Origin of the sequence: Mycobacterium sp. (genome assembly GCF_047975165.1) — a bacterium.
Lineage (GTDB): Bacteria > Actinomycetota > Actinomycetes > Mycobacteriales > Mycobacteriaceae > Mycobacterium.
In genome coordinates this window covers 1-22,916 of the sequence record NZ_JBKECZ010000153.1, presented here as the reverse complement: position 1 = coordinate 22,916, position 22,916 = coordinate 1, and the positions used below count along the sequence as shown (strand labels likewise).

21 protein-coding genes and 1 pseudogene are annotated in these 22,916 nt (G+C 68.3%); 6 read left to right on the top strand and 16 right to left on the bottom strand.

Annotated features, from left to right (window positions below; all coding sequences use genetic code 11):
• The 4 genes from ACK5M9_RS14325 to rimP all read right to left on the bottom strand — a co-directional run.
• Positions 1-443: translation initiation factor IF-2 N-terminal domain-containing protein (locus ACK5M9_RS14325; protein ID WP_416893820.1), on the bottom strand; the 443-nt coding region annotated here is incomplete at its 3' end.
• 64 nt (positions 444-507) lie between these two features.
• Positions 508-888, bottom strand: coding sequence for a YlxR family protein (locus tag ACK5M9_RS14320; RefSeq protein ID WP_416893819.1), 381 nt, complete (start codon positions 886-888; stop codon positions 508-510).
• 60 nt (positions 889-948) lie between these two features.
• Entirely contained in the window at positions 949-1,992 is a 1,044-nt protein-coding gene (gene nusA, locus ACK5M9_RS14315; protein WP_416893818.1) for a transcription termination factor NusA, read from the bottom strand.
• Positions 1,989-2,534 carry a ribosome maturation factor RimP gene (gene rimP / locus ACK5M9_RS14310; protein ID WP_416893817.1) on the bottom strand — a complete coding sequence of 182 codons (546 nt, stop codon included), beginning with the start codon at positions 2,532-2,534 and terminating at the stop codon, positions 1,989-1,991. The genes nusA and rimP overlap by 4 nt, the downstream gene beginning before the upstream one ends.
• Before the next feature lie 163 nt (positions 2,535-2,697).
• Between rimP and ACK5M9_RS14305 the strand changes: the two genes are divergently transcribed.
• From ACK5M9_RS14305 to ACK5M9_RS14295, 3 genes and pseudogenes are all read left to right on the top strand, one after another.
• Positions 2,698-3,240: a hypothetical protein gene (locus ACK5M9_RS14305; RefSeq protein WP_416893816.1), complete on the top strand. Its 543-nt coding sequence runs from the start codon at positions 2,698-2,700 to the stop codon at positions 3,238-3,240.
• Positions 3,237-3,713 carry a ferritin-like domain-containing protein gene (locus ACK5M9_RS14300; protein ID WP_416893815.1) on the top strand — a complete coding sequence of 159 codons (477 nt, stop codon included), beginning with the start codon at positions 3,237-3,239 and terminating at the stop codon, positions 3,711-3,713. The genes ACK5M9_RS14305 and ACK5M9_RS14300 overlap by 4 nt, the downstream gene beginning before the upstream one ends.
• Before the next feature lie 156 nt (positions 3,714-3,869).
• Positions 3,870-3,953 (top strand): annotated as a pseudogene (locus ACK5M9_RS14295) (DUF4439 domain-containing protein); the annotation flags it as partial.
• On the opposite strand, the gene ACK5M9_RS14290 reads toward ACK5M9_RS14295, so the two are convergent.
• The 4 genes from ACK5M9_RS14290 to mqo form a co-directional block, all read right to left on the bottom strand.
• On the bottom strand, positions 3,954-5,702 hold the full coding sequence (locus tag ACK5M9_RS14290) for a proline--tRNA ligase (protein ID WP_416893814.1): 1,749 nt from the start codon (positions 5,700-5,702) through the stop codon (positions 3,954-3,956).
• Positions 5,703-6,090: 388 nt separating this feature from the next.
• Complete coding sequence (locus tag ACK5M9_RS14285) at positions 6,091-7,683, bottom strand: MFS transporter (RefSeq protein ID WP_416893813.1); 1,593 nt, start codon at positions 7,681-7,683, stop codon at positions 6,091-6,093.
• A gap of 40 nt (positions 7,684-7,723) precedes the next feature.
• Complete coding sequence (gene cobA / locus ACK5M9_RS14280; RefSeq protein ID WP_416893812.1) at positions 7,724-8,932, bottom strand: uroporphyrinogen-III C-methyltransferase; 1,209 nt, start codon at positions 8,930-8,932, stop codon at positions 7,724-7,726.
• Positions 8,933-8,942: 10 nt separating this feature from the next.
• Positions 8,943-10,499: a malate dehydrogenase (quinone) gene (gene mqo, locus ACK5M9_RS14275; RefSeq protein WP_416893811.1), complete on the bottom strand. Its 1,557-nt coding sequence runs from the start codon at positions 10,497-10,499 to the stop codon at positions 8,943-8,945.
• Positions 10,500-10,603: 104 nt separating this feature from the next.
• Here mqo and ACK5M9_RS14270 point away from each other — a divergent pair, with 104 nt between their 5' ends.
• From ACK5M9_RS14270 to ACK5M9_RS14260, 3 genes are all read left to right on the top strand, one after another.
• Positions 10,604-11,653 carry an alpha/beta hydrolase gene (locus ACK5M9_RS14270; RefSeq protein ID WP_416893810.1) on the top strand — a complete coding sequence of 350 codons (1,050 nt, stop codon included), beginning with the start codon at positions 10,604-10,606 and terminating at the stop codon, positions 11,651-11,653.
• A gap of 8 nt (positions 11,654-11,661) precedes the next feature.
• Positions 11,662-13,041, top strand: coding sequence for a mycothione reductase (mtr, locus tag ACK5M9_RS14265; protein WP_416893809.1), 1,380 nt, complete (start codon positions 11,662-11,664; stop codon positions 13,039-13,041).
• Between the two features lie 102 nt (positions 13,042-13,143).
• Positions 13,144-14,265, top strand: a complete 1,122-nt coding sequence (locus tag ACK5M9_RS14260; RefSeq protein ID WP_416893808.1) for an alkaline phosphatase family protein — start codon at positions 13,144-13,146, stop codon at positions 14,263-14,265.
• Positions 14,266-14,392: 127 nt separating this feature from the next.
• On the opposite strand, the gene ACK5M9_RS14255 is transcribed toward ACK5M9_RS14260, so the two are convergent.
• The 8 genes from ACK5M9_RS14255 to ACK5M9_RS14220 all read right to left on the bottom strand — a co-directional run bounded on the left by ACK5M9_RS14255 (position 14,393) and on the right by ACK5M9_RS14220 (position 22,773).
• Positions 14,393-15,169: a 3-oxoacyl-ACP reductase gene (locus tag ACK5M9_RS14255; RefSeq protein ID WP_416893807.1), complete on the bottom strand. Its 777-nt coding sequence runs from the start codon at positions 15,167-15,169 to the stop codon at positions 14,393-14,395.
• A complete protein-coding gene (locus tag ACK5M9_RS14250; RefSeq protein ID WP_416893806.1) occupies positions 15,166-16,533 on the bottom strand; it encodes an aldehyde dehydrogenase family protein in 1,368 nt (455 codons plus the stop codon). The genes ACK5M9_RS14255 and ACK5M9_RS14250 overlap by 4 nt, the downstream gene beginning before the upstream one ends.
• Positions 16,530-17,318, bottom strand: a complete 789-nt coding sequence (locus ACK5M9_RS14245) for a gamma-glutamyl-gamma-aminobutyrate hydrolase family protein (protein ID WP_416893805.1) — start codon at positions 17,316-17,318, stop codon at positions 16,530-16,532. The genes ACK5M9_RS14250 and ACK5M9_RS14245 overlap by 4 nt, the downstream gene beginning before the upstream one ends.
• Positions 17,299-18,690, bottom strand: coding sequence for a glutamine synthetase family protein (locus ACK5M9_RS14240; protein WP_416893804.1), 1,392 nt, complete (start codon positions 18,688-18,690; stop codon positions 17,299-17,301). The genes ACK5M9_RS14245 and ACK5M9_RS14240 overlap by 20 nt, the downstream gene beginning before the upstream one ends.
• Before the next feature lie 4 nt (positions 18,691-18,694).
• Entirely contained in the window at positions 18,695-19,258 is a 564-nt protein-coding gene (locus tag ACK5M9_RS14235) for an alpha/beta hydrolase (RefSeq protein WP_416893803.1), read from the bottom strand.
• Positions 19,259-19,338: 80 nt separating this feature from the next.
• Positions 19,339-20,196: a type I methionyl aminopeptidase gene (map, locus tag ACK5M9_RS14230; protein WP_416893802.1), complete on the bottom strand. Its 858-nt coding sequence runs from the start codon at positions 20,194-20,196 to the stop codon at positions 19,339-19,341.
• A gap of 49 nt (positions 20,197-20,245) precedes the next feature.
• Complete coding sequence (locus tag ACK5M9_RS14225) at positions 20,246-20,827, bottom strand: DUF1707 SHOCT-like domain-containing protein (protein ID WP_416893801.1); 582 nt, start codon at positions 20,825-20,827, stop codon at positions 20,246-20,248.
• 119 nt (positions 20,828-20,946) lie between these two features.
• The gene (locus ACK5M9_RS14220) at positions 20,947-22,773 is read right to left on the bottom strand and encodes a penicillin-binding transpeptidase domain-containing protein (protein ID WP_416893800.1); all 1,827 of its coding nucleotides are present in this window, start codon (positions 22,771-22,773) and stop codon (positions 20,947-20,949) included.
• Positions 22,774-22,916 lie beyond the last annotated feature (143 nt).

Below are 22,916 nucleotides of genomic sequence, written 5' to 3'. Positions count from 1 at the left end.
GGCCGCGGGGGCTGTCCCGGAGCAGGCGCGGCAGGGGCGGGGCCGGGGCCCGGGCCCGGGGCCGGGGCTGGGGCTGGGGTTCCGGCGGCCGGCGCCGCCTGACCGGGTCCTGCGGGCCTGGGCGCCGCGGGAGCCGCTGGGGCGTCGCTCACCGCCCGGTCCAGCGCGCGATCGAGGGCCGCATCGGGTGCTTTTGCCGCCGCCTTGGCCGCCGCCTTCGCCGGAGCCTTGGCCGATGGCTGACCCCCGGTCGCGTCGGCACTCTTGTCGGCGGCCGGTTTGGCGCCTCCGAACGACTCCCGTAACCGGCGGGCAACCGGTGCTTCCACCGTCGACGACGCGGATTTGACGAATTCGCCCTGTTCGCTCAGCCGGGCGAGGACTTCCTTACTGGTGACACCGAGTTCCTTTGCCAACTCGTGTACGCGGGCCTTACCTGCCACTACCATCTCCTGTCTATGAGGCGACAGTGGTGGGCCGCGCCTCGGGTTCAGCTATGACACATGGTCATCGGGACTTCACGGTGTGCTCATGTTCGTTGCTACCTGTTCTGTTGCCGGGATGGTCGGGCACACCCAAGGACTCTAGGTGCTCGACCACCGCCGATGTATCCGGTGAACCGGTGATGCGCAGCGCTCTGGTGAAGGCTCGCCGCCGATCCGCTTGTTGTACGCACTGCGGCACCGGATGCAGCCATGCACCCCGCCCCGGCAGGCGTCCGGCCGGGTCCACGATTACGGCGAAGCCACCGTTCCCGTCAGACCTGGCCACCACGCGAAGCAGTTCGGCGGCCAGCTCTCGCTTCCGGCACCCGACACACGTCCGCACCGGTCCGCCGGGGCTGTCCGGGCGTCGGCGCGCCGAGGCCGAAGGCTCGCGCTGGATCACGGCTCAGTCTAGCGTCACAGCTGCGCTGGTCCGAATCACCCGCGATACTGCCGCACAGAACTAATGTTCGTGGGCCATCCCGTGACTGACACCGTGCTCGGCGTCGATTTCTGGTTGACCGGGGGCGTCGCCGCGAATATCGATGCGCCATCCGGTGAGCCGGGCCGCCAGCCTGGCGTTTTGGCCTTCCTTTCCGATCGCCAGCGACAACTGGAAATCGGGGACCACCACACGCGCCGCCTTCGCGGCCGCGTCTATCACCGAGACCGAGACGACCTTCGCCGGCGACAGGGCGTTGGCCACGAAACGCGCCGGGTCCTCGTCGTAGTCGATGATGTCGATCTTCTCCCCCGCCAGCTCGCTCATCACATTGCGGACCCGCTGCCCCATCGGTCCGATGCAGGCACCCTTGGCGTTGAGGCCCGGCAGATGTGACCGCACCGCGATCTTGGAGCGATGGCCGGCCTCGCGGGCAACGGCCACGATCTCCACCGAACGGTCGGCGATCTCGGGTACCTCCAGGGAGAACAGGCGGCGCACCAGATTCGGGTGGGTGCGCGACAAGGTGATCACCGGCTCGCGAGTACCCCGGCTCACCCCCACGACGTAGCACCGCACGCGGTTACCGTGCGAATAATCCTCGCCCGGGACCTGCTCGGCAACCGGTATGACGCCCTCGGATGCCTTGGTCTCGGTACCCATCCGCACGACGACCAGTCCCCGGGCGTTGGCCCGACTGTCGTGCTGGATGACGCCGGCGACGATCTCGCCCTCCCGGGTGACGAACTCGCCGAAGGTGCGCTCATTCTCAGCGTCGCGGAAGCGCTGCAGCATCACCTGCCGGGCCGTGGTGGCGGCGATCCGGCCGAAACCCTCGGGGGTGTCGTCCCATTCGCTGACGAGATTGCCTTCGTCATCGGTTTCGCGGGCGATCACCCGCACAACGCCGCTCTTGCCTTCGATTTCTATCCGCGCGTCCATCTGGTGCCCGGCGCTGTGCCGATAGGCGGTAAGCAGCGCGGACTTGATGGTCTCCAGCAGTTCACTGACCGATATTCCGCGTTCCACCTCGATGGCGTGCAACGCAGCCATGTCGATATTCATGCCCCGGCCTCCATACCCCGTGCCCGAATTGCTCCCGCCAGTTCCAGCTCGGCCTGGGCGGGTGGTGAAAATTCCACTTGCACCACGGCGCTGACGACGTCCCGCAGAGAGATTTCGCGCACCGCCAAGTCCCGGCCGGTGCGTACCACCAGCGCCACCGACTCCGGGCCGGTGTGGCCGACCCGGCCGGTCAGCTGAGTTCCATCGGCCAGTGCCAGTTGCACCTTGCGCCCGCGCGCCCTGCGGAAGTGCTTGTCGCTGGTCAGCGGACGCTCCACCCCGGGCGAACTGATCTCCAGGAGGTAACGGTCGCCCTGCCCGCGCACCGCATCGTCCAGCCCGTCCAGCAAATCCGACGCCGCGCGCGACAGACTCGCGATCGTATCCAGGTCCAGGGGGGTGTCGCCGTCGGCGACGACGGTGATCCGCGGCGGGCGAGCGCGATGGTCGACGACCACGTCCTCGATCTCATAGCCTGCGCGCGCGAATTCACCACTGAGTAGCTCGATCACCTGCGTCTGTGACGGTAGCCGGGTGGTCACGGCGAGCTCCTCATCTTGAGTTGTCCGGTCACTTGCGGTCCCAGCGGCGCTCCGCGCACCGAGTCAACGCCGTTCGTCGGACGCCCGGAGAACCAGCTATTAACGATACGCCAGGAACGCGCCTGTACCCAGGGGCAAAGCGCAGGGGCACCCTGATGGCAGGATGTGGGCCGTGCCAAGAGCCGTTCGGGAAGTCACGCGACGGGGCGTGCTGACGGGCGGGGCCGCTCTCGCCGCACTCGGCGTGATGGCGACCGCCTGCAGCGAGTCGCCACCGAGTCCGCAACCTGACGAGGAGTTGCTGGGCCCGTTGGAGCAGGCCCGCCGCGACAGCGCGCTGGCCGCCGCTGCCGCCGTCGGCACTCCGCCGCAGATCACCGCCGCGCTGTTGGTGGTCGCGATCCAGCGTGCCGCGCACGCCCGGGCCCTGTCGTCCGAGATTGCCCGGGCCAACGGCCACCTCTTGACTGCGACATTCGAGACGACCGAATCGAGCGAGACCGACAGCTCCACCAGCCCGCCCGACCCGGCCGAACCGCCACCGGCGGTTTCCGAGGTGATCGACGCGCTGCGCGCAGCTGCCCAGTCCGCCAACCGGATGGTGTCGACGTCGTCGGGCTACCGGGCGGGGCTGCTCGCCTCGATCGCGGCGTCCTGCACCGCCTCGGCCACCGTTGCACTGCCCCCCGGAAGGCCCGCGAGATGACATCCGCCGAACCCGGTCTCAAGCGTTCCCCCGCGGGCAAGGACGCAGACACCACCGCGCTCAGCGATGCGCTCACCGTCGAGTACGCCACCGTCTACGGCTACGGAATCGTGTCCGCACTGTCACTGCCCAGCGCCAACGACCTGGTGGCGGAGGCATTCCATGAGCACCGCACGCGGCGCGACGAGGTGATCGCGATGCTCACCGCCCGCGACGCCACCGTCCCGGTTGCCGCCGCCGGCTACCAGTTGCCCTGGCCGGTCCGCAGCCCCGCCGATGCGGCGCGGCTGGCGTCGCGCATGGAAGGCGATGGTGCGACGGCCTGGCGGGTAGTCGTCGAATGCTCGGATTCCGCCGGCGAGCGCGCATTCGCCGCGGACGCCCTGACCCAAAGCGCGGTCATGGCGGCCCGCTGGAACAAAGAGCTGGGCGGCCGGCCGATCACCGAGGCCTTCCCGGGCGGGAACGAATAGCTAGGAGCTGACGGCGCCGGCGATGTGTGCGCGGGTGAACCGCCCCCGGGGCGATTCACCCCGCTTGCTCGCGAGCGTAACGCCAGGGCGGAATCCGGAGCGCGAAACCGCACCCACGTTACGCTCGCGAACGACTCGCACCCGACTACCCCGCCCCAAAGCGCGGTCATGGCGGCCCGCTGGAACAAAGATCTGGGTGGCCGGCCGATCACCGAGGCCTTCCCGGGCGGCAACGAATAGCTAGGAGCTGACGGCGCCGGCGATGTCGCCGGGCAGGGAGGCTCCGGTGGCCAACTCGCTGCGTTCACCGGTGACGCGGTTGCGCAATTCGACGGTGCCGTCCGCCCAGCCGCGGCCCACCACGACGATCCACGGGACTCCCACCAACTCGGCGTCCTTGAACTTGACTCCCGGTGATGCCTGCCGGTCGTCGAAGAGCACCTCGACGCCCAGCCTGTCCAGGTCGGCGGCCAGCGCGGCGGCTCCGGCGCGGGCCTGTGCGTCCTTGTTGGCGATCACCAGGTGGACGTCGAACGGCGCTACCGCCGACGGCCAGCGCAGGCCGAGTTCGTCGTGGTGCTGTTCGGCGATGACAGCGACCAATCGCGACACCCCGATGCCGTAGGAGCCCATGGTCAGCCGAACCGGCTTGCCGTCCTCTCCCAGCACGTCCGCGGCGAAAGCGTCGGTGTATTTGCTGCCGAGCGCGAAGATGTGGCCGATCTCGATGCCGCGCGCCATGACCAGTGAACCGGCACCGTCGGGCGAAGGGTCCCCTGCGCGCACGTCGGCAGCCTCGATGGTGCCGTCGGCGGTGAAGTCGCGGCCCGCCACCAGCCCCACGACGTGGCGGCCGGGTTTGTCGGCGCCGGTGATCCAGCTGGTTCCGTCGACCACCCTGGGGTCGACCAGATAGCGAATCTTGTTGTCCAGTAGCGCCTTCGGCCCGATATAACCCTTGACCAGAAACGGGTACCGGGCGAAGTCCGCGTCATCGAGCATCGCGTGCTCGGCGGGTTCGAGCGCTGCGCTCAACCGTTTGTCGTCGACCTCGCGATCCCCGGGAACGCCGATGGCCAGCAGCTCCCAGTCCCCGCCCGGGCGGCGCACCTTGAGCAGCACGTTCTTGAGGGTGTCGGCCGCGGACACGGTGCGCCCCAGGCCGGCGCCGTTGGCCCAATCGACCAGCGTGGCGATGGTCGGGGTGTCGCCGGTGTCGTGGACCACCGCGGCGGGTAGGCCATCGGCCGGGGCCGGCTCGGGCCGCCGGGTGACGACGGCCTCCACGTTGGCGGCGTACCCCGAGTCCGGGCACCGCACGAAGCTGTCCTCGCCGATGGGGCTCTCGGCCAGGAATTCTTCGGAGGCGCTGCCGCCCATCGCGCCCGACACCGCCGAAACGATGACGTAGCGCACCTGCAACCGGTCGAATATGCGTTGGTAGGCATCTCGGTGGGCGCGGTAAGCGGTATCCAGGCCGGCCGCGTCGACGTCGAACGAGTAGGAGTCCTTCATGACGAACTCGCGTCCACGCAGGATGCCGGCGCGCGGGCGCGCCTCGTCGCGGTACTTGGTCTGGATCTGATACAGCGTCAACGGGAAGTCTTTGTAGGAGCTGTACTCGCCCTTCACCGCCAGCGTGAACAGCTCTTCGTGGGTGGGGCCCAGTAGATAGTCGTTGCCGCGGCGGTCTTTGAGCCGGAACAGGCCGTCGCCGTACTCGGTCCAGCGGTTGGTGGTGTCGTAGGGGGCGCGGGGCAGCAACGCCGGAAACAGGATCTCCTGGCCGCCGATCGCGTTCATCTCCTCGCGGACGACGCGTTCGATGTTGCGCAGGACTTTCAGGCCCAACGGCAGCCAGCTGTAGAGCCCCGGCGCGACGGGCCGGACGTATCCCGCGCGGACCAGCAGTTTGTGGCTGGGGACTTCGGCATCGGCGGGGTCGTCGCGCAGTGTGCGCAGGAACAGCTCGGACATCCGGGTAATCACAGCGGGCCAGCCTAGTCGCGTTCCTCCGCACGTCGGCACGACGTGCGGAGGAACCCGACCATCCAGGCCAACGGGTGACCCATCCACGTGACGGACCTGAGGTGGTGACCCAAAGGCCGGGGCGTCGAGCGTGAAGTAGCGGCGCTGGCCGTGAGCCTGGACACTTCACTGTGAAACGTCAGCTTTCACTGTGAACACAGGGCTTTCACTGTGAACCCACGGCTTTCACTGTGAGCGTATGGCGCGATCCGGCCGAAATCTCCGCCCAGGCTTCACAATCAACGCCCAGGCTTCACAGTCGACACCCCAACATCGCAATCCAGCCCAGCGCGTGACCCATCCACGTGACGGACCTGAGGTGGTGGCCCAAAGGCCGGGGCGTCGAACGCTATAGCTCCCCGGCGTCGAGGGCTTCCTTGACTTCCTGGGCGTGGGCAACCTGCTCCGGCGTGTAGCCGATGAACAGCGCCATGACACCGACGATCACCGCGGCCCCGGCAACCCACAGCAGACCATAGGTGTAGCCGTGGTCGAGCGCCTGCAGCTGAAGGTCGGTCATGGACTTGACCGGGCCGGTGGTACCACCCAGGTACAGCGTGCGCGAGGTGATCACAGCCTGGATCACCGCCAGCACCAGCGGTCCGCCCAGGCTTTGCAGCATCAGCGTCATCGCCGACACCGGGCCGATCTGGTCGAAGCCGACACCGGCAATCGCGGCCAGGGTCAGCGGCACCACCACCATGCCGATGCCGATGCCGCCCACGACGATGGGCATCACCAGGTTCGGGAAGTAGGGCACACCCCGGTGCATGTACATCGAGCCGTAGATCATCGCGCCCAGCAGCAGACAGCCGCCGCCGATGGTCAGCGTCCGCGGCGAGAACCGGGAGACCAGCTGCGAGGACACCGCAAGGCCGATGCCCATCGCGATGACGAACGGGATGAAGCCGATTCCGGCCCGCAGCGCGCTGTAACCCAGGATGTCCTGCACGTAGAGGCCGATGCTCACGGTCAGGCTGAACATCACGCCACCGGCCACCAGGATCGCGGCGAACGTAGCCAGCCGGTTCCGATCGCCGAACAGCTGAAGTGGAACCACCGGATTCTCGGCGGTGCGCTCGACGAGGACGAAGGCGCAGAAGGCGACCAGCGCCACCATGCCGGACCCGACGGTGATCGCCGAGAGCCAGCCGCGTTCGGGCCCCATGGAGAAGGCGAACACGGCCGCGGTGCAGGCCAGGGTTGCCAGCATGGCTCCGGCCGCGTCCATCTTCATCCGCTCGCGGTTGGTTTCCCGCAGCGCGGTGCGGGCCAGGTAGATCATCACCAGACCGATAGGCACGTTGACCATGAACGCCAGCCGCCACGACACCTCGGTCAGGGCACCGCCGACGACGAGACCCATCACCGAGCCGACCGCCGTCATCGCGGCGAATACTGCCGTTGCGGCGTTGCGCGCCGGCCCCTTCGGGAAGGTTGTCGCCACCAGGGCCAGACCCGTCGGCGACGCGATCGCCGAGCCCACGCCCTGTGACAGCCGCGCGATGACCAGAGTCGCCTCATCCCACGCGACGGCACACAGCACAGACGAAATCGTGAACAGGGCGACACCGACGATGAATGTGCGCTTGCGCCCGATGGTGTCGCCCAGACGGCCTCCGAGCAGCATCAACCCACCGAAGGTGAGGACGTACGCGGTAATGACCCAGCTGCGGCCGGCATCGGACAAACTGAGTTCGTCCTGGATCTTGGGAAGAGCCACAATCGCGACGGTGCTGTCCATGGTCGCCAGCAATTGCATTCCGCCGATGGCAATGACCGCGGCGATGAACCGCGTGGAAGGCAGCCAGGTCGGGAAATATCCGCCCACCCGCTGCACGGGCGTTTCGACAGACCCTGCGGGGCGCTCTTGGCCCGCCTGCTCCGAGCGGCCGTCCGTCCAATCGCGGACGATCCGCGTTGAGTCGTTGAGAGCCGTCATAGCGGGTTACCCTACAGTAATCTTAAGAATTGTTTAAACCCTAAACAGCAGTGAGACCCGCCACCGGCCCGATAACCACTATCGCCGGGGGTCGGATGCCCTCCGCACGAACTTTCTCAGGCGTGTCAGCCAGTGTTCCCCGCAACGTCTGTTGAGCGGCCGTCGTTCCGTGCTGCACTACCAGAACCGGAGTATCCGCAGGTCGACCGCCTTTTATCAACGCGGCGGCGAAAAGTTCGATGCGCTCAACGGCCATCAGCAAAACAATGGTTCCCGACAATGCGGCCAACGCATCCCAATTCACTAACGATTCGGGATCACCGGGCGCCAAATGCCCGCTGACCACCACAAATTCATGATTTGCGGCTCGATGGGTGACGGGAACTCCGGCCAGCGCCGGAACCGCTATGGCACTTGTCACACCGGGTACCACGGTCACCGGAATACCGGCTTCGGCGCACGCCAGAACTTCCTCATAACCGCGGGCGAACACGAACGGGTCTCCCCCTTTGAGCCGCACCACGAACTTGCCGGAACGGGCCCGTTCGATCAGGACGGCGTTGATCGCATCCTGGGCCATTGCCCGGCCGTAGGGAATCTTGGCCGCGTCAATCACCTCCACCTGCGGTGACAGTTCTGCCAGCAGCTCCGCCGGTGCCAGCCGATCGGCGACCACCACGTCAGCGTGCGCGAGCAGGCGGCGTCCGCGCACTGTGATCAGCTCCGGATCGCCGGGCCCGCCACCGACCAGCGCCACCGTCCCCGGCACGACATCGGTACTCTGCCAGCCCGCCGAGGTGATGACACCGGCTTGCAACGCCTCGCGAATGGCCGACCGGATTGCCGCCGAGCGGCGGTGCTCGCCTCCGGCCAGCACACCGACCGACAGGCCCGCATAGCTGAACGACGCCGGGGTGACCGCGGTGCCTTCGACGGCGGCGTCCGCGCGCACGCAGAAGATCCGGTGGCGTTGCGCCTCGGCGACGACGGCAGCATTGACCTGCGGATCGTCGGTCGCCGCCAGCGCATACCAGGCGTCGCTCAGATCGCCGTCGCGATACTCCCGCAACACCAGGGTGATCCCGGCCATCGCCTCGACGGCACGCCCGGCGCTGCGAGTGATGACGTGCACGTCGGCGCCGCCGGCGATCAGCAGCGGCAGCCGGCGCTGCGCCACCCCGCCCCCGCCGACGACGACCACCTTTCTGCCGGCCAGCCTCAGACCCGCAAGGTAGGGACTCTCGGTCACCGGGAAAAGTTTAGTGGGCTGGGCCGTCGGGGCGACGCGATGCGCCGCGGCCAGAAGCGCGGCCGCCGCCTGCCGCATCCAGCCCCAGAGCCCGGGCGGTCCACGACCGCACCTCCTCGTAGAGGGCCGGCTCGCTGGAAAGCTGCACCCCGAGTGACGGCATCATCTCCCGGAGCATGGGTAGCCACCTCCGATAGCGCTCGGGAAAGCAGCGTTCGAGCACCGCCAGCATCGCCGGCACCGCCGTGGAGGCGCCGGGAGAACCCCCGAGCAGCCCGGCGATGCTGCCGTCGGCGGCGCCGACGATGCTGGTCCCGAACTCCAGCACTCCGCCCCTGCCGCTGCCACTGCCCCTGCCGGGTCGGATCACCTGCACTCGCTGGCCCGCCACCGTCAGCTCCCAATCGGAAGCCATCGCGCAGGGGACGAATTCACGCAGGTTCCGGATCCGGCCGGCCCCGGTGAGCCGCAGCTGGCCGAGCAAATAGCCGACCAGCGCGATCTCGCCGACACCGACGCCGAGCACCGGCATCAGGTTGCCGGCCCGGATCGACCGCGCAAGGTCAGTGGCCTTGCCGTGTTTGAGGAATTTCGGCGACCAGCCGGCATAGGGGCCGAACACCAGCCAGGGTTGACCGTCGACGTACCGCAGATCGAGGTGCAGGGCACCCAGCGGCGGAGCACCCGGCGACGGGGCGCCGTACACCTTGGCCCGGTGCGCACCGGTGAGTCGGGGCTCCGCGCTCCGCAGGAAGCGGCCGCCGATGGGGAACCCGCCGAAACCGCGGATTTCGGGGATACCCGAGCGCTGCAACAGCGGCAGGGTGTGACCACCCGCGCCGGCGAACACGAATTCGGCGCGCAGCGTGCGCTTGTGCCCGGTGCGACGATCGACGGTCGTCAGCACCCAGCGCCCGTCGGAACCGCGGTCCAGTCGACGCACCTCGTGACCGAACAGCACGGCGGTGCCGGTGCCCGCGCAGAAGCCGATCAGCTGGCGGGACAGCGCCCCGAAGTCGACGTCGGTGCCCTCGTCGGACCAGTTGAGCCCAATGGGTTCGGCGAAGCCGCGTCCGGCGGCCATCAACGGCAGCCGCCGGGCAAATTCGTCGGGGCTCTCGATCAATTCGGTCGCAGCGAAATGCGGGTTGCCCGCCAGCGCCGCGCGGCGCCGCCGCAGATAGTCGACGCCGTCGGCGCCGCGCACGAAACTGGCGTGCGGGACCGGGTTCAGGAAGCTCCGGACGTCGGCCAGAATCCCGTTCTGCGCCGCATAGGCCCAGAACTGTCGGGTGAGGTGGAACTGCTCGTTGATGTCGACCGCCTTGGCGATGTCGATGGAGCCGTCGGGCCGCTGCGGGGTGTAGTTGAGTTCGCACAATCCCGCGTGGCCGGTGCCGGCGTTGTTCCACGGGCTGCTGCTTTCGGCTCCGACGGTATCCAGCCGTTCGACAACGACCATCGACCAATCCGGTTCCAGCCGCCGCAGCAACGCCCCCAGGGTGGCGCTCATGATGCCGGCACCGATCAGCACGACGTCGGTCTTGGCTGGCGGTGAGTCTGACACCGGATTGCCGGTCCTTCCGCGGGTCCGATTCTGCAGAATATCTATCAGAGCGCGGCCGGGGCCAAGGCTCCCGGGTGTTGCCGCGCACGCTCTAAGCTGGCCCCGTGACTGGCTGGGTGCCCGATGTCCTGCCCGGCTATCGGCGGTACACCATCGCGCTCGGCGCGGACCCCGACGGCGAGGGCGAGATCGTCGCAACCGTGGTCCGGCGGGGCGACGGTGACCCGGCAGCCCAGGCCGACCCGGCAACCCCGGCAACCCCGGCAACTCCCGCACCCGCCGCCCATGCCGTGCTCGCGGTACACGGCTACACCGACTACTTCTTCCACACCGAGCTGGCCGACCACTTCGCCGGCCGAGGATTCGCCTTCTACGCACTCGACCTGCGCAAGTGCGGCCGGTCGAAGTCCGCCGACCAGACACCGCACTTCACCACCACCCTGGACCGCTACGACGACGAACTCAACGCCGCCCTGAACCTCATTCGGGCCGAAGCCAATACCCGGGTGCTGGTCTACGGGCATTCGGCCGGCGGCTTGATCGTGTCACTGTGGCTGGACCGACTGCGCAGGCAACACGCGGGCGCCACAGGTGTCACCGGACTGGTGCTCAACAGCCCGTTCCTCGACCTGCAGGGCCCGGCGATCCTGCGCAACGGGGTGACCTCGGCGGCGATCGCCGCGCTGTCGCGCATGCGCAGCAAAGGGGTGCTGCGGGCCAGCGGCCACGGCGGCTACGGATCCAGCCTGCACCGCGACTACCTCGGCGAGTTCGAGTACAACCTGCAATGGAAACCGCTGGGCGGCTTCCCGGTCACCTTCGGCTGGCTGCACGCGGTGCGCCGCGGCCACGCCCGGCTGCACCGCGGCCTCGAAGTCGGCGTGCCCAACCTGATTCTGCGCTCCGACCACACCGTCGCCGAGAGCGCGGGGCCGCAGGCCCTGCAATACGGCGACGCGGTCCTCGACGTCAGCCAAATCGCCCGCTGGGCGGGCTGTATCGGCAACCGGAGCACCATCATTCCGGTGCCGGACGCCAAACACGATGTGTTCTTATCGGTCGAAGAACCGCGCCGGCTGGCCTACCGTCACCTCGACCGCTGGCTGGACGACTATCTCAGTCACTGTGATGACACCCTCGGCGAGAAAGGCTGACCAACCCGGTGCAAAACTACGACCTCGCGATCATCGGAACCGGTTCGGGCAACAGCATCGTCGACGAACGCTACGCCGACAAACGGGTGGCGATCTGCGAGCAGGGCACCTTCGGTGGGACCTGCCTCAACGTGGGATGCCTACCGACCAAGATGTTCGTCTACACCGCCGACGTGGCCAATGCCATCCGGGGCGCGTCGCGCTATGGCGTGGACGCCCACCTCGACGGGGTGCGCTGGAAGGACATCGTCTCCCGCGTCTTCGGCCGTATCGATCCGATCGCCGCCGGGGGTGAGGACTACCGCCGCTCGGCGCCCAACGTCGACGTGTACGGCCACCCAACCAGATTCGGCCCGGTGTGCGCCGACGGGCGCTACCTGCTGCGCACCGAGGCCGGCGAGGAGTTCAGCGCCGAGCAGGTGGTGATAGCGGCCGGGGCGCGCGCCACCGTTCCGCCGGCGATCGCCGATTCCGGCGCCCGGTATCACACCAGCGACACAATCATGCGGATCCCCGAGTTGCCCGAACACCTGGTGATCGTCGGAAGCGGCTTCGTCGCAACCGAATTCGCACACATCTTCTCCGCCCTCGGCTCCCATGTCACTCTGGTCATCCGGAAAGACCGTCTGCTGCGCCACCTCGACGACACCATCAGCGAACGATTCACCGGGCTGGCGGCCGCCAAGTGGGATTTGCGCACTCACCGCAACGTCGTCGGCGTACGCGACCTCGGACCCGGGGTGTCGGTTTCACTGGACGACGGCGGCACCATCGACGCCGACGTTCTGCTGGTGGCAACCGGCCGGGCACCCAATGGCGATCTGCTGGACGCCGAGCAGGCCGGGGTCGCCGTCGAAGCCGGCCGGGTGATCGTCGACCAGTACCAACGGACCTCGGCGCGCAATGTGTTCGCCCTCGGTGACGTGTCTTCGCCGTATCAGCTCAAGCACGTCGCCAACCACGAGGCGCGGGTGGTGCAGCACAATCTGCTCTGCGGCTGGGACGACACCGAATCCATGACCGCCGCCGACCACCGTTTCGTGCCGGCCGCAGTGTTCAGCGACCCACAGGTGGCCAGTGTCGGTTTAACCGAAAACCAGGCCGTGGCACAGGGCTTCGACATATCGGTGACGATCCAGGAGTACGCCGACGTCGGGTACGGCTGGGCGATGGAAGACACCAGAGGGGTGGCCAAGCTGATCGCCGAGCGCGACACCGGATGCCTGCTGGGCGCGCACATCATGGGGTATCACGCGCCCTCGATCATCCAGCCGGTGAGTCAGGCGATGAGCTTCGGACTCACCGCACCCGAGATGGCCCGCGGCCAATATTGGATTCATCCGGCGCTTCCCGAGGTCATCGAGAACGCGCTGCTCGGCTTGACCTGACACCGGCCCAGCGCACCGGAGAACCAGCCGAAACACGCCCGTGCCGCGGCCGGAGGCGAACACGAACCTGACGCACGACGATGCCCGTGCCACACTATTGTCGTGGCCGGTTCCATTTGCGACGTGCTGCCGAGCCTGGCGGCGCTGTTCGGAGCGCCCGGCGCGACCGACACCCTGGAGCTGGCCGATTCACTCGCCGGTGTCGACCGGGTCTGCATCGTTCTCGTCGACGGCCTCGGCTGGCACCTGCTGCCCGACCTGGCCGACGACGCACCGCTGCTGGCCTCTGTGCTCAACGGTTCCACCGGACGGCTACGCCAGCTGGACTGCACGTTTCCGTCCACCACACCGACGAACCTGGTGTCCCTTGGCACCGGCGTCCGACCCGGCCAGCACGGCGTCCTGGGCTTCACCCTCAACATCCCGGGTACCGACCGGGTGTTCACCCATACCCACTGGCGCGACGACCCGCCGCACACCGAATGGCAACCCGTGCCGACCTGGTTCGGGCGGCTGGCCGAATTCGGCGTCGGCGCCACCGCGGTGATCCCGGACTGCTTTCTGGGCACCGGACTCACCGAATCGGCGTTTCGCGGCGCGCGGTTCTCCGTCACCCGGGACGGCGACGACTACCCGGAGCGGTTGGTGGCCGAGGTGCGCGCGGCACCGGAACTGGTCTACGGCTACACCGGCGCGCTGGACACCGCCGCGCACGTGTTCGGTGTCGGCTCGCCGCAGTGGCACGAAGCCGCATCCTGGGTGGATGCCCTGCTGACCAGGGTGGCCGAGGCCCTGCCGGCGGGTGCCGCGCTGATAGTCACCGCTGACCACGGCGGCATCAACATTGCGCGGGAGAAATTCCTCGACATCGATGCCGACCCGCGACTTGCCGCGGGGGTGCGGGTGGTCGCCGGTGAACCGCGGGTGCGCTACCTGCACACCGAGCCGGGCGCCACCGCCGACGTACTGGCCACCTGGACCGAGTTGCTGGCGGGCCGCGCCGAGGTGCGCAGCCGCGACGACATGGTCGCCACGGGGGTGTTCGGCCCGGTGGCCCCGCGAAACCTGCCGAGGATCGGCGATGTCGTGGTCACCTGCACCGCCGAGACCGCGATCCTGGCGACCCGCCGCGAATCGCCGAACACGGCCAAACTTGTCGGCTTCCACGGTGCGGCGTCCCCCGCCGAGATGGCCATCCCGCTGATCGTCATCCCCGCGCGTTGACTCTGCACTCAGGGCGCGCTCCACTCGCACTTTTGCGCCACCGGCGCAGAGTCAACGGGTCTGGGGGCCGCAGGGGGCTGGGGGCCGGGGGCAGGGGGCAGGGGGCAGGGGGCAGGGGCCGGGGGTACTACAGCGGCGTGACGTAGGCCGAGCCGATACCCCCGTCGACGAGGAACGTGCTGGCGGTGATGAAGGAGGCGTCGTCGCTGGCCAGGAACGCCACCGCGGCGGCGATCTCCTCGGGTTCGGCGAAGCGGCCCAGCGGAATGTGCACCAGCCGGCGGGCCGCCCGCTCGGGGTCCTTGGCGAACAGCTCCTGCAGCAGCGGGGTGTTGACGGGCCCCGGGCACAGCGCATTGACCCTGATGCCCTGCCGGGCGAACTGCACCCCGAGTTCGCGCGACATGGCCAGCACCCCGCCCTTGGACGCGGTGTAGGAGATCTGCGAGGTCGCCGAACCCATGACGGCTACGAACGACGCGGTGTTGACGATCGCACCCCGACCGGCGGGCACCATGTGGCGCAGCGCCGCCCGGCAGCACAGGTACACCGACTTGAGGTTGACGTCCTGAACGTGCTGCCACGCCGGCAGCTCGGTGTGTTCGATCAGATCGTCCTGCGGCGGGGAAATGCCGGCGTTGTTGAACGCGATGTCGACGGACCCGCAGGTAGCCGCGGCGGAATCGAAGAGATGGTTCACCGAATCCTCGTCGGCGACGTCGACCGGCACGTACAGCCCCGACAGCTCTTCGGCCGCGGCGCCACCGGACTCGGCGTCGATGTCGGCGATGACGATCCTCGCCCCCTCGGCGGTCATCCGCCGGGCCGCGGCCAGACCGATACCGCTGCCACCGCCGGTGACGACGGCGACCCGGCCCGCCAGCCGCTGCGTCAGGTCGCTCACCTGTCCTCCTTGATCGCGATGAATACGTTCTTGGTCTCGGTGAACTGCAGCGGTGCGTCCGGCCCGAGTTCTCGGCCCAGCCCGGACTCTTTGAACCCGCCGAACGGGGTGTTGAACCGCACCGAGGACTGCGAGTTCACAGACAGGTTGCCCGATTCCACCGCGCGCGATACCCGCAGCGCCCGGGACAGGTCATCGGTCCAGATAGACCCCGACAGGCCGTATTCGGTGTCGTTGGCCAGCGTCACCGCATCATGCTCGTCTTCGAAGGCGAGCACGGTGACCACCGGGCCGAAAATCTCCTCGGAGACGCTGCGCGCATCACGCGCGGGGGTGAGAACCGTTGGCGGGAACCAGAATCCCGGTCCACCCGGGCATCTGCCCTGAAAGGCGATCGGGGCGCCCTCGGGCACGTAGGACGCCACCTTGTCGCGGTGCGCCCGCGAAATCAGCGGACCCATCTCGGTGTCACGGGACGTGGGATCCCCGACCTTCACCGCTGTGACTGCCGGCTCCAGCAGTTCCATGAATCTGTCGTACACGCTGCGCTGCACCAGGATCCGACTGCGCGCACAGCAGTCCTGGCCGGCATTGTCGAAAACCCCGGCCGGTGCGGTGGCGGCCGCCCGCTGCAGGTCGCAGTCGGCGAAGACGATATTGGCGCTCTTGCCACCCAGCTCCAGCGTCACCCGCTTGACCGCGCCCGCGGCGCCGGCCATCACCTTCTTGCCGACTTCGGTGGATCCGGTGAACACCACCTTGCGCACACCCGGGTGGCTGACGAAGCGCTCCCCCACCACCGCGCCCCGGCCGGGCAGCACCTGCAGCAGACCGGGGTCCAGCCCGGCGGCCACGGCCAATTCGCCCAGCCGCATGGTGCTCAGCGGCGTCGCTTCGGCGGGTTTGACCAGCACCGCGTTGCCGGCTGCCAGCGCCGGTGCGATCCCCCAGGCGGCGATCACCATCGGGAAGTTCCACGGGGCGATGACACCGACCACACCCATCGGCTCGTTGAAGGTGATGTCGATCCCACCGGCTACCGGAATCTGCTTGCCGGACAACCGTTCCGGGCTGCCGGAGTAGAATTGCAGCACATCGCCGACGTTGCCGGCCTCCCATTCCGCCGAGGCGACGGGGTGCCCGGAATTGGCCACTTCCAGCGCAGCCAGTTCGTCGCGGTGGGCGTCGACGGCGGCCGCGAATGCCCGCAGGCCGGCCGCCCGCTGCGCTGGTGTCAGCCGCGCCCAGCGTCGCTGCGCGGCCGCGGCGCGGGCCACCGCGTCGTCGACGGCTGCGACGCCGGTGTGCTCGACCGTGCGCAGCACTTCCCCGGTCGCCGGGTTTACCACCTGCGTTGCGTTCATCGGCCGGCGTATGCTCTCGCGGCTTCGACCAGGGCGTCGAACAGCCGCAGATCATCCAGAGCCTGTTCGGGATGCCACTGCACGGCAACGACGAACGCATCTCCGGGCAACTCCACGGACTCGACGACTCCATCGGCGTCGAAGGCGCCGGCCCGCAACCGCTCCCCCACCTCGTCGATGGCCTGGTGGTGGTAGCACGGTACGTCGGCACCGTCGCCGAGCACCGTCGCCATCCGGGTTCCCGCGACCGTGCGCACCGCAACCGTAGTGAACACACCCTCGCCGGCCCGATGCCCGGAATGGCCCAGGACGTCGGGCAGGTGCTGGTGCAGCGTGCCGCCGAAGGCGACGTTGAGCACCTGGGCGCCCCGACAGATTCCCAGGACCGGCAGTTCGCGCTCGAGTGCCGCGCGCAACAGCGCGAACTCCCAGGCGTCGCGGTCGGTGCGGGGCTCATCGGTGGTGGGGTGCGCCGGATGGCCGTAGCGGGCCGGGTCGAGGTCGTAGCCGCCGGTGAGGACCAGTGCATCCAGGCTGTCCAGCAACCCTTCGACGCTCGGGGCATCCGCGTGCTGCGGCGGCAGCAGCACAGGGACACCGCCTGCTAGGGTGACACCCCGGCAGTAGCCGGCCGGCAGGTAGGCCGCCGGAGTGTCCCAGATGCCGCTGCGGATCTGTTCGAGGTAGGCGGTCATGCCGACGACCGGGGCCCGCACCGATCGCAAGCGCGGCCCCGCCGGGCGCAGCGGGTCGGTGCCGGCAGGGTCAGAACCTTTCGAAGCCACGGGTCCGCTCCCAGTCGGTGACCGCGGCGTTGAACGCCGCCAGCTCCACCTTCGCGTTGTTCAGGTAGTGGTCCACCACGGCGTCGCCGAATGCCTGCCGCGCCAGCTGCGATGCTTCGAATCTCGCGGCGGCTTCGGCCAGGGTGGCGGGCAGCCGTTCGACATCCTCAGCGTCGTAGGCGTTTCCGTCATACGGGTCGCCGAGTTCGAGGTTCTGCTCGATACCGTGCAGCCCGCCCGCGATCAGTGCCGCCACCGCCAGGTACTGGTTCACATCCCCGCCGGGAACCCGGCATTCGACGCGGATGCTGGGCCCGTGGCCGACGACGCGCAGCGCGCAGGTGCGGTTGTCCACCCCCCAGGCCAATGCGGTGGGCGCGAAGCTGCCGTCGGCAAACCGCTTGTAGGAGTTGATGTTCGGCGCGAAGAACAGAGTCAGCTCACCGAGCGTGGCCAGCAATCCGGCGACGAAGCGACGAAATGTGACCGACATGCCGTGCGGCGCGGTGTCGTCGGCAAACACCGCTGGACCGCCGGGGCCGTCTGAGGCGTCCGATCCGCCGGAGCCGGCGGAGCTGCGCAGCGACAGGTGGATATGGCAGCTGTTGCCCTCCCGCTCATCGTATTTCGCCATGAAGGTCAGGCTCTGGCCGTGCTGGTCGGCGATCTCCTTGGCGCCGTTCTTGTACACCGCATGGTTGTCGCAGGTGACCAGGGCTTCGTCGTAGCGGAAGCCGAGTTCCTGCTGGCCGGTGTTGCATTCGCCTTTGATTGCCTCCACGGTCAGCCCTGCGCCCTGCATACCCAGCCGGATGTCGCGCAGCAGCGGCTCCATCCGGGTCGAGGCCATGATCGCGTAGTCCACGTTGTAGTCGCTGGCCGGTGTCAGTCCACGGTAGCCGTCGGCCCACGCCTGCCGGTAGGACTGATCGAAGACGATGAACTCGAGTTCGGTGGCGACATCGGCCACCAGCCCCCGTTCGCTCAGCCCCTCGAGTTGGCGGCGCAGGATGGCCCTCGGCGCCTCGGCCACCGTGCGGCCGTCGGCCCAGGACAGGTCGGCGATCACCAGCGCGGTGCCGGACAACCAGGGGATCAGCCGCAGCGTGGACAGATCCGGCGTCATCACCATGTCGCCGTAACCGGTTTCCCAACTGGACATCGCGTAGCCGGGAACGGTGTTCATGTCGACGTCCACAGCCAGCAGGTAACTGCAGCATTCGGCGCCGTGGGCGGCGACCTCGTCGATGAAGAACCGGCCGGCCACCCGTTTGCCGACCAGACGGCCCTGCATGTCGGTGAACGCCACGATGACGGTGTCGACCTCGCCCGAAGCGACCTGGCGCTCCAGGTCAGCCAGCGTCACCACCACGCCGCTACCAGCTGCTGGCGCGCAGAATGATCTCGGTGATCAGTTGCGCGGTCACGTCGTCCGCCGCTTGCTGAGCGGGCATGTCCACGACCCGGTAGTCGCCATAGACGTACCTCTGGCTGTCGTCGGCGACACGACGCCCGGCAATCGAGTTCATCAGGACCGTGGTGGCGACCTCGACCGGCGGGCAGGTTTCGTCGCGGACCGCGCCGTCGATGTCGGCGACCCGGGGATGTCCACGATCGACGACGACCATGCCGGAGAACCGGCCCAGGGTGGTGGCGGCCAATTCCCAGGCGAGTTCGGCCCCAGCCCGATCCCCCACCAGCACGGCCCACGGAATCTTGAGCTGGTCGAGTATGCCGAGTACAGATTTGGGGGTCAGCCGGGGGTCGGCGCCGATGACGACCGTTCGCAGCAAGGCGTTGTGCAGCCGCCCGCATACCCCGTCATAGGTGGCTGGGGCACGCTTGTCCTCGGCCAGCAGCACAACGACGGTGCCCGTGTGCGGACCGGACACACTCACCGGCACCGAGATGCCGTCGAGCGCGCCCATCATCGAGGCCATCCTCACAGTTTACGCATGCTTGGCGTGCGTGTATCCCCCAAGAATTCCACGCCAACCGCCCGGGCGTAGGGCCGGCCCGCTCACGCCAAGGTGAGGATCTCCACGCCGCTGTCGGTGACCACCATGGTGTGTTCGAACTGTGCGGTCCATTTGCGGTCCTTGGTAGCCACGGTCCAGCCGTCGTCCCAGATCTGGTAGTCCAGGGCGCCCAGGTTGATCATCGGCTCGATGGTGAAGGTCATGCCCGGCTGCATGATCGTGCCGACAGAGGGCTGGTCGTAGTGCAGCACGATCAAGCCGTTGTGGAACGTGGTGCCGATGCCGTGCCCGGTGAAGTCCCGAACCACGTTGTACCCGAACCGGCTTGCATATGATTCGATGACGCGTCCGACGATCGACAGCGCCCGCCCGGGTTTGACTGCGTTGATGGCGCGCATCGTCGCTTCCCGGGTCCGCTCGACCAGCAGACGGTGTTCGTCGGAAACATCACCGGCCAGAAAGGTCGCATTGGTGTCGCCGTGCACACCGTCGATGTACGCCGTGACGTCGATGTTGACGATGTCGCCGTCCTCAATCACCGTCGAATCGGGGATGCCGTGGCAGATGACCTCGTTCAGCGAGGTGCAGCAGGATTTGGGGAACCCCTTGTAGCCCAGTGTGGACGGGTAGGCGCCGTTGTCGACCATGTAGTCGTGGGCGATACGGTCCAGACGGTCGGTTGTGACGCCCGGCGCGACAGCCTTGCCCGCCTCCTGCAGTGCACCGGCCGCAATCCGGCCGGCAACCCGCATCTTCTCGATTACCTCGGGTTCCTGGACCCACGGCTCGGCACCCTCCTTGACCGAGGATCTACCGACGTATTCCGGGCGCGCGATCCTTTCGGGGACCGGCAGGGTCGGGGACAACACGCCTGGTGACAGCGCAGTGCGAGTGGGCATGCCCGCCAGCTTAGCCAGTAGCGCCCGCTGCCACGGCCGGTCGGCGAGGTCAGAGTTTGGGGCGCCGCAGCAGGGTGCGCCGCGGTCCGCGGACGATCACCGAGCCGAAAACCACCTGGCCGGACAGCACGACGTGCGGGTTGCCCTCGACCGGCGGATCCTTTCGCCGGTCACTCGCGCTGCCGACGTATGCCTCGACGTGGTCGATGGAGGCGCTGGCGCCGTCGGGAAGTCGCAGGTCCAGCGAACCGAACTTCATGTCGATCTCGATGACCACGACGGGGCCGGCGAATCGCGCCCGAGTGAGGTCGAGGTCGATCGAGCCAAGGCGGCGCACCAGCGACAGCCGGGTGGGCACCATCCACTCGCCGTGGCGTTTCAACGAGCCCGCCCACCCGCGCAGCTCGACCCGGTCGGTGGCGGAGGTGACCACAGCCCCCGGTGCGGGCAGGTCCCCGACCAGGCCGTCGAGTTCGTTTCGGGTGCGCGCCAGGTGCACCGCCGTCGAACGCTGCTCGAATTCGTCGATGTCGATCAAGCCCACCGCGAGGGCGTTGTGCAGGCGTCGCATGGTCCCGTTGCGGTCGGCGTCGGACACCCGCAGCGACATCTCCCCGCCGGGATCGGTCATGACCCAGCCTCCATGACCTCGATTTGATCATGGCGCCGCCGGCATGCGCTCGGTGAGCTCACCCTGGCAACTTACCGTTGCCGGAACCCGCCTGGCCCTGCCCGTCCCCGCGGGCCGGGCTAGGCCAGGAAATCCGGCGGCAACGAATCGAACATCACCTTGGTCATCCGGACCGCGTACTCCGAGCTGCCGCCGCCCACGATCAGCGCGGCGAAGGCCAGGTCGCCACGGTATCCGGCGAACCAGGAGTGTGAACCCCCGTCGAATTCGGCCTCACCGGTCTTGCCGTAGACCTCCCCGCAGTCCGCGATCGCCTTGCCGGTGCCGTTGGTCACGACCAGGCGCATCATCGGCCGCAGCGCCTCGACCATCTTCGGGGTGATCGTCGACTTGCCGCCGCTAACCACCGTCGAGTGGCCCTCGATCAGTTGGGGCACCGGGGTCTTGCCCGCGGCGACCGTGGCCGCGACCAGCGCCATCCCGAACGGGCTGGCCACCACTCGGCCCTGGCCGAAACCGTCTTCGGTGCGCTCGGCCAGATTCACCGTGGGTGGCACCGAGCCGGTCACCGTGGTGATGCCGTCGATCTGATAATCCAGCCCGATGCCGTAGCGGCTGGCCGCCTGGGTCAGGCCGCGCGGTGGCAGCCGGCTGCTCAGTTCGGCGAACGTGGTGTTGCAGGAACTGGCGAAAGCACGCGACATCGGTACGACGCCGAGATCGAAGCCGCCGTAGTTGGGAATGGTTCGGTAGCCGATATCCAGCTCACCGGGACAGCCCAGCATGGTGTTCGGGGTGGCCATGTCACGTTCGACGGCGGCTCCGGCGGTGATCATCTTGAAGGTCGACCCGGGCGGGTAGAGGCCGGTGGTGGCCAGCATCCCTTGCGCGTCCGCCCCGGCGTTCTGGGCGATGGCCAGGATCTCGCCGGTCGACGGTTTGATCGCCACCAGCATCGCCTCACCGCCGCGGGTGTCCACCGCGTGTTGCGCGGCGTCCTGCACCAGCCGGTCCAGCGTGAGCGACACCGACGGGGCTGGCGACGGCTGCACCTCGTGCAGGACCGCGACATCGACGCCGTTCTGGTTGGTGCTGACGACCCGCCATCCCGGCTCGCCGTCGAGTTTGCCCACCACGGCCTTTTTCACTTCGTTCATCACCGCGGGTGCGAAGTGCGGATCGGTGGGCAGCAGTTCGGGCTGGGGGGTGACGACGATTCCGGGTAGCCGGCCGATCGCGTCGAAGACCGGGCCGTTGTCGTCGGGTCGCAGTGTGATCAGGTCGATCTGCTCGGTGGTCGAACTGGCCATTTCGGCAAGAAGCTGCGGATCGTTGAGGGAGTCGTCGAAGGGGCGCAGGGCATCGACGACGGCGTGCGCCGTTGACATCAATTCCCGGCTCGCCCGCGCGGCATCAAGCGAGTAGTGATAGACGTACCCCGGGGCGAGCACGTCGGTACCGCCAAACTCGTTGACCGATGCGCGCCGGGGCTGGTCGGCCCGCAATGCGAACGTCTGGTGCTCGCCTAATTTGGGATGCAGGCCAGTGGGGGTCCAGCGGACGTGCCAGCGCCCCTCGTCGCGGGCCATCTTGAGCTTGCCGTCGTAGGTCCACCTCCGATCCTTGGGCAGGTGCCAGGTGAACCGGTAGGCGACCGTGCCGGTGTCCTCGGCGAACTTCGAGCTCAGCACCTGCGCGTCCAGGTGGGTGGCCTGCAGACCGGCCCAGGCGGCATTGAGCGCTTCGCGGGCCTCGTTGGGGTTATCGGCGAGCTGCGACGCCGTCGCGGTGTCGCCGACGGACAGCGCCGCCAGGAACTTCTCGGCGGCCGGGCCGGGCCCTTCGGGGTGAGGAGTGCAGGCGGGCAGCACCCCGAGGGCGACCACAAGGCACACGACGGTTGTTACCCATGTTGCACGTGTTGAAGTTGTGACAAATGTGACCATCGTTGCTGATGTTAAAAAAGAAGTTGGCGACGGTCCCGCAGACACACCGTGACCGACGCGTTATACCTGCCGAGCGGCTCGGAATGCGGGGAGGTTAGGCGCCGGAGGGCAGCGGGCCGGGCGCCGGGGGCGGGGCGCCGGGT

Coding starts and splice junctions, on each gene's coding strand:
- nusA (WP_416893818.1), bottom strand. CDS start 1,992: ATGAATATCGACATGGCTGCGTTGCACGCCATCGAGGTGGAACGCGGA.
- ACK5M9_RS14305 (WP_416893816.1), top strand. CDS start 2,698: ATGTGGGCCGTGCCAAGAGCCGTTCGGGAAGTCACGCGACGGGGCGTG.
- ACK5M9_RS14300 (WP_416893815.1), top strand. CDS start 3,237: ATGACATCCGCCGAACCCGGTCTCAAGCGTTCCCCCGCGGGCAAGGAC.
- ACK5M9_RS14285 (WP_416893813.1), bottom strand. CDS start 7,683: ATGACGGCTCTCAACGACTCAACGCGGATCGTCCGCGATTGGACGGAC.
- ACK5M9_RS14250 (WP_416893806.1), bottom strand. CDS start 16,533: ATGAACGCAACGCAGGTGGTAAACCCGGCGACCGGGGAAGTGCTGCGC.
- ACK5M9_RS14235 (WP_416893803.1), bottom strand. CDS start 19,258: ATGGCCTCGATGATGGGCGCGCTCGACGGCATCTCGGTGCCGGTGAGT.
- map (WP_416893802.1), bottom strand. CDS start 20,196: ATGCCCACTCGCACTGCGCTGTCACCAGGCGTGTTGTCCCCGACCCTG.
- ACK5M9_RS14225 (WP_416893801.1), bottom strand. CDS start 20,827: ATGACCGATCCCGGCGGGGAGATGTCGCTGCGGGTGTCCGACGCCGAC.
- ACK5M9_RS14220 (WP_416893800.1), bottom strand. CDS start 22,773: ATGGTCACATTTGTCACAACTTCAACACGTGCAACATGGGTAACAACC.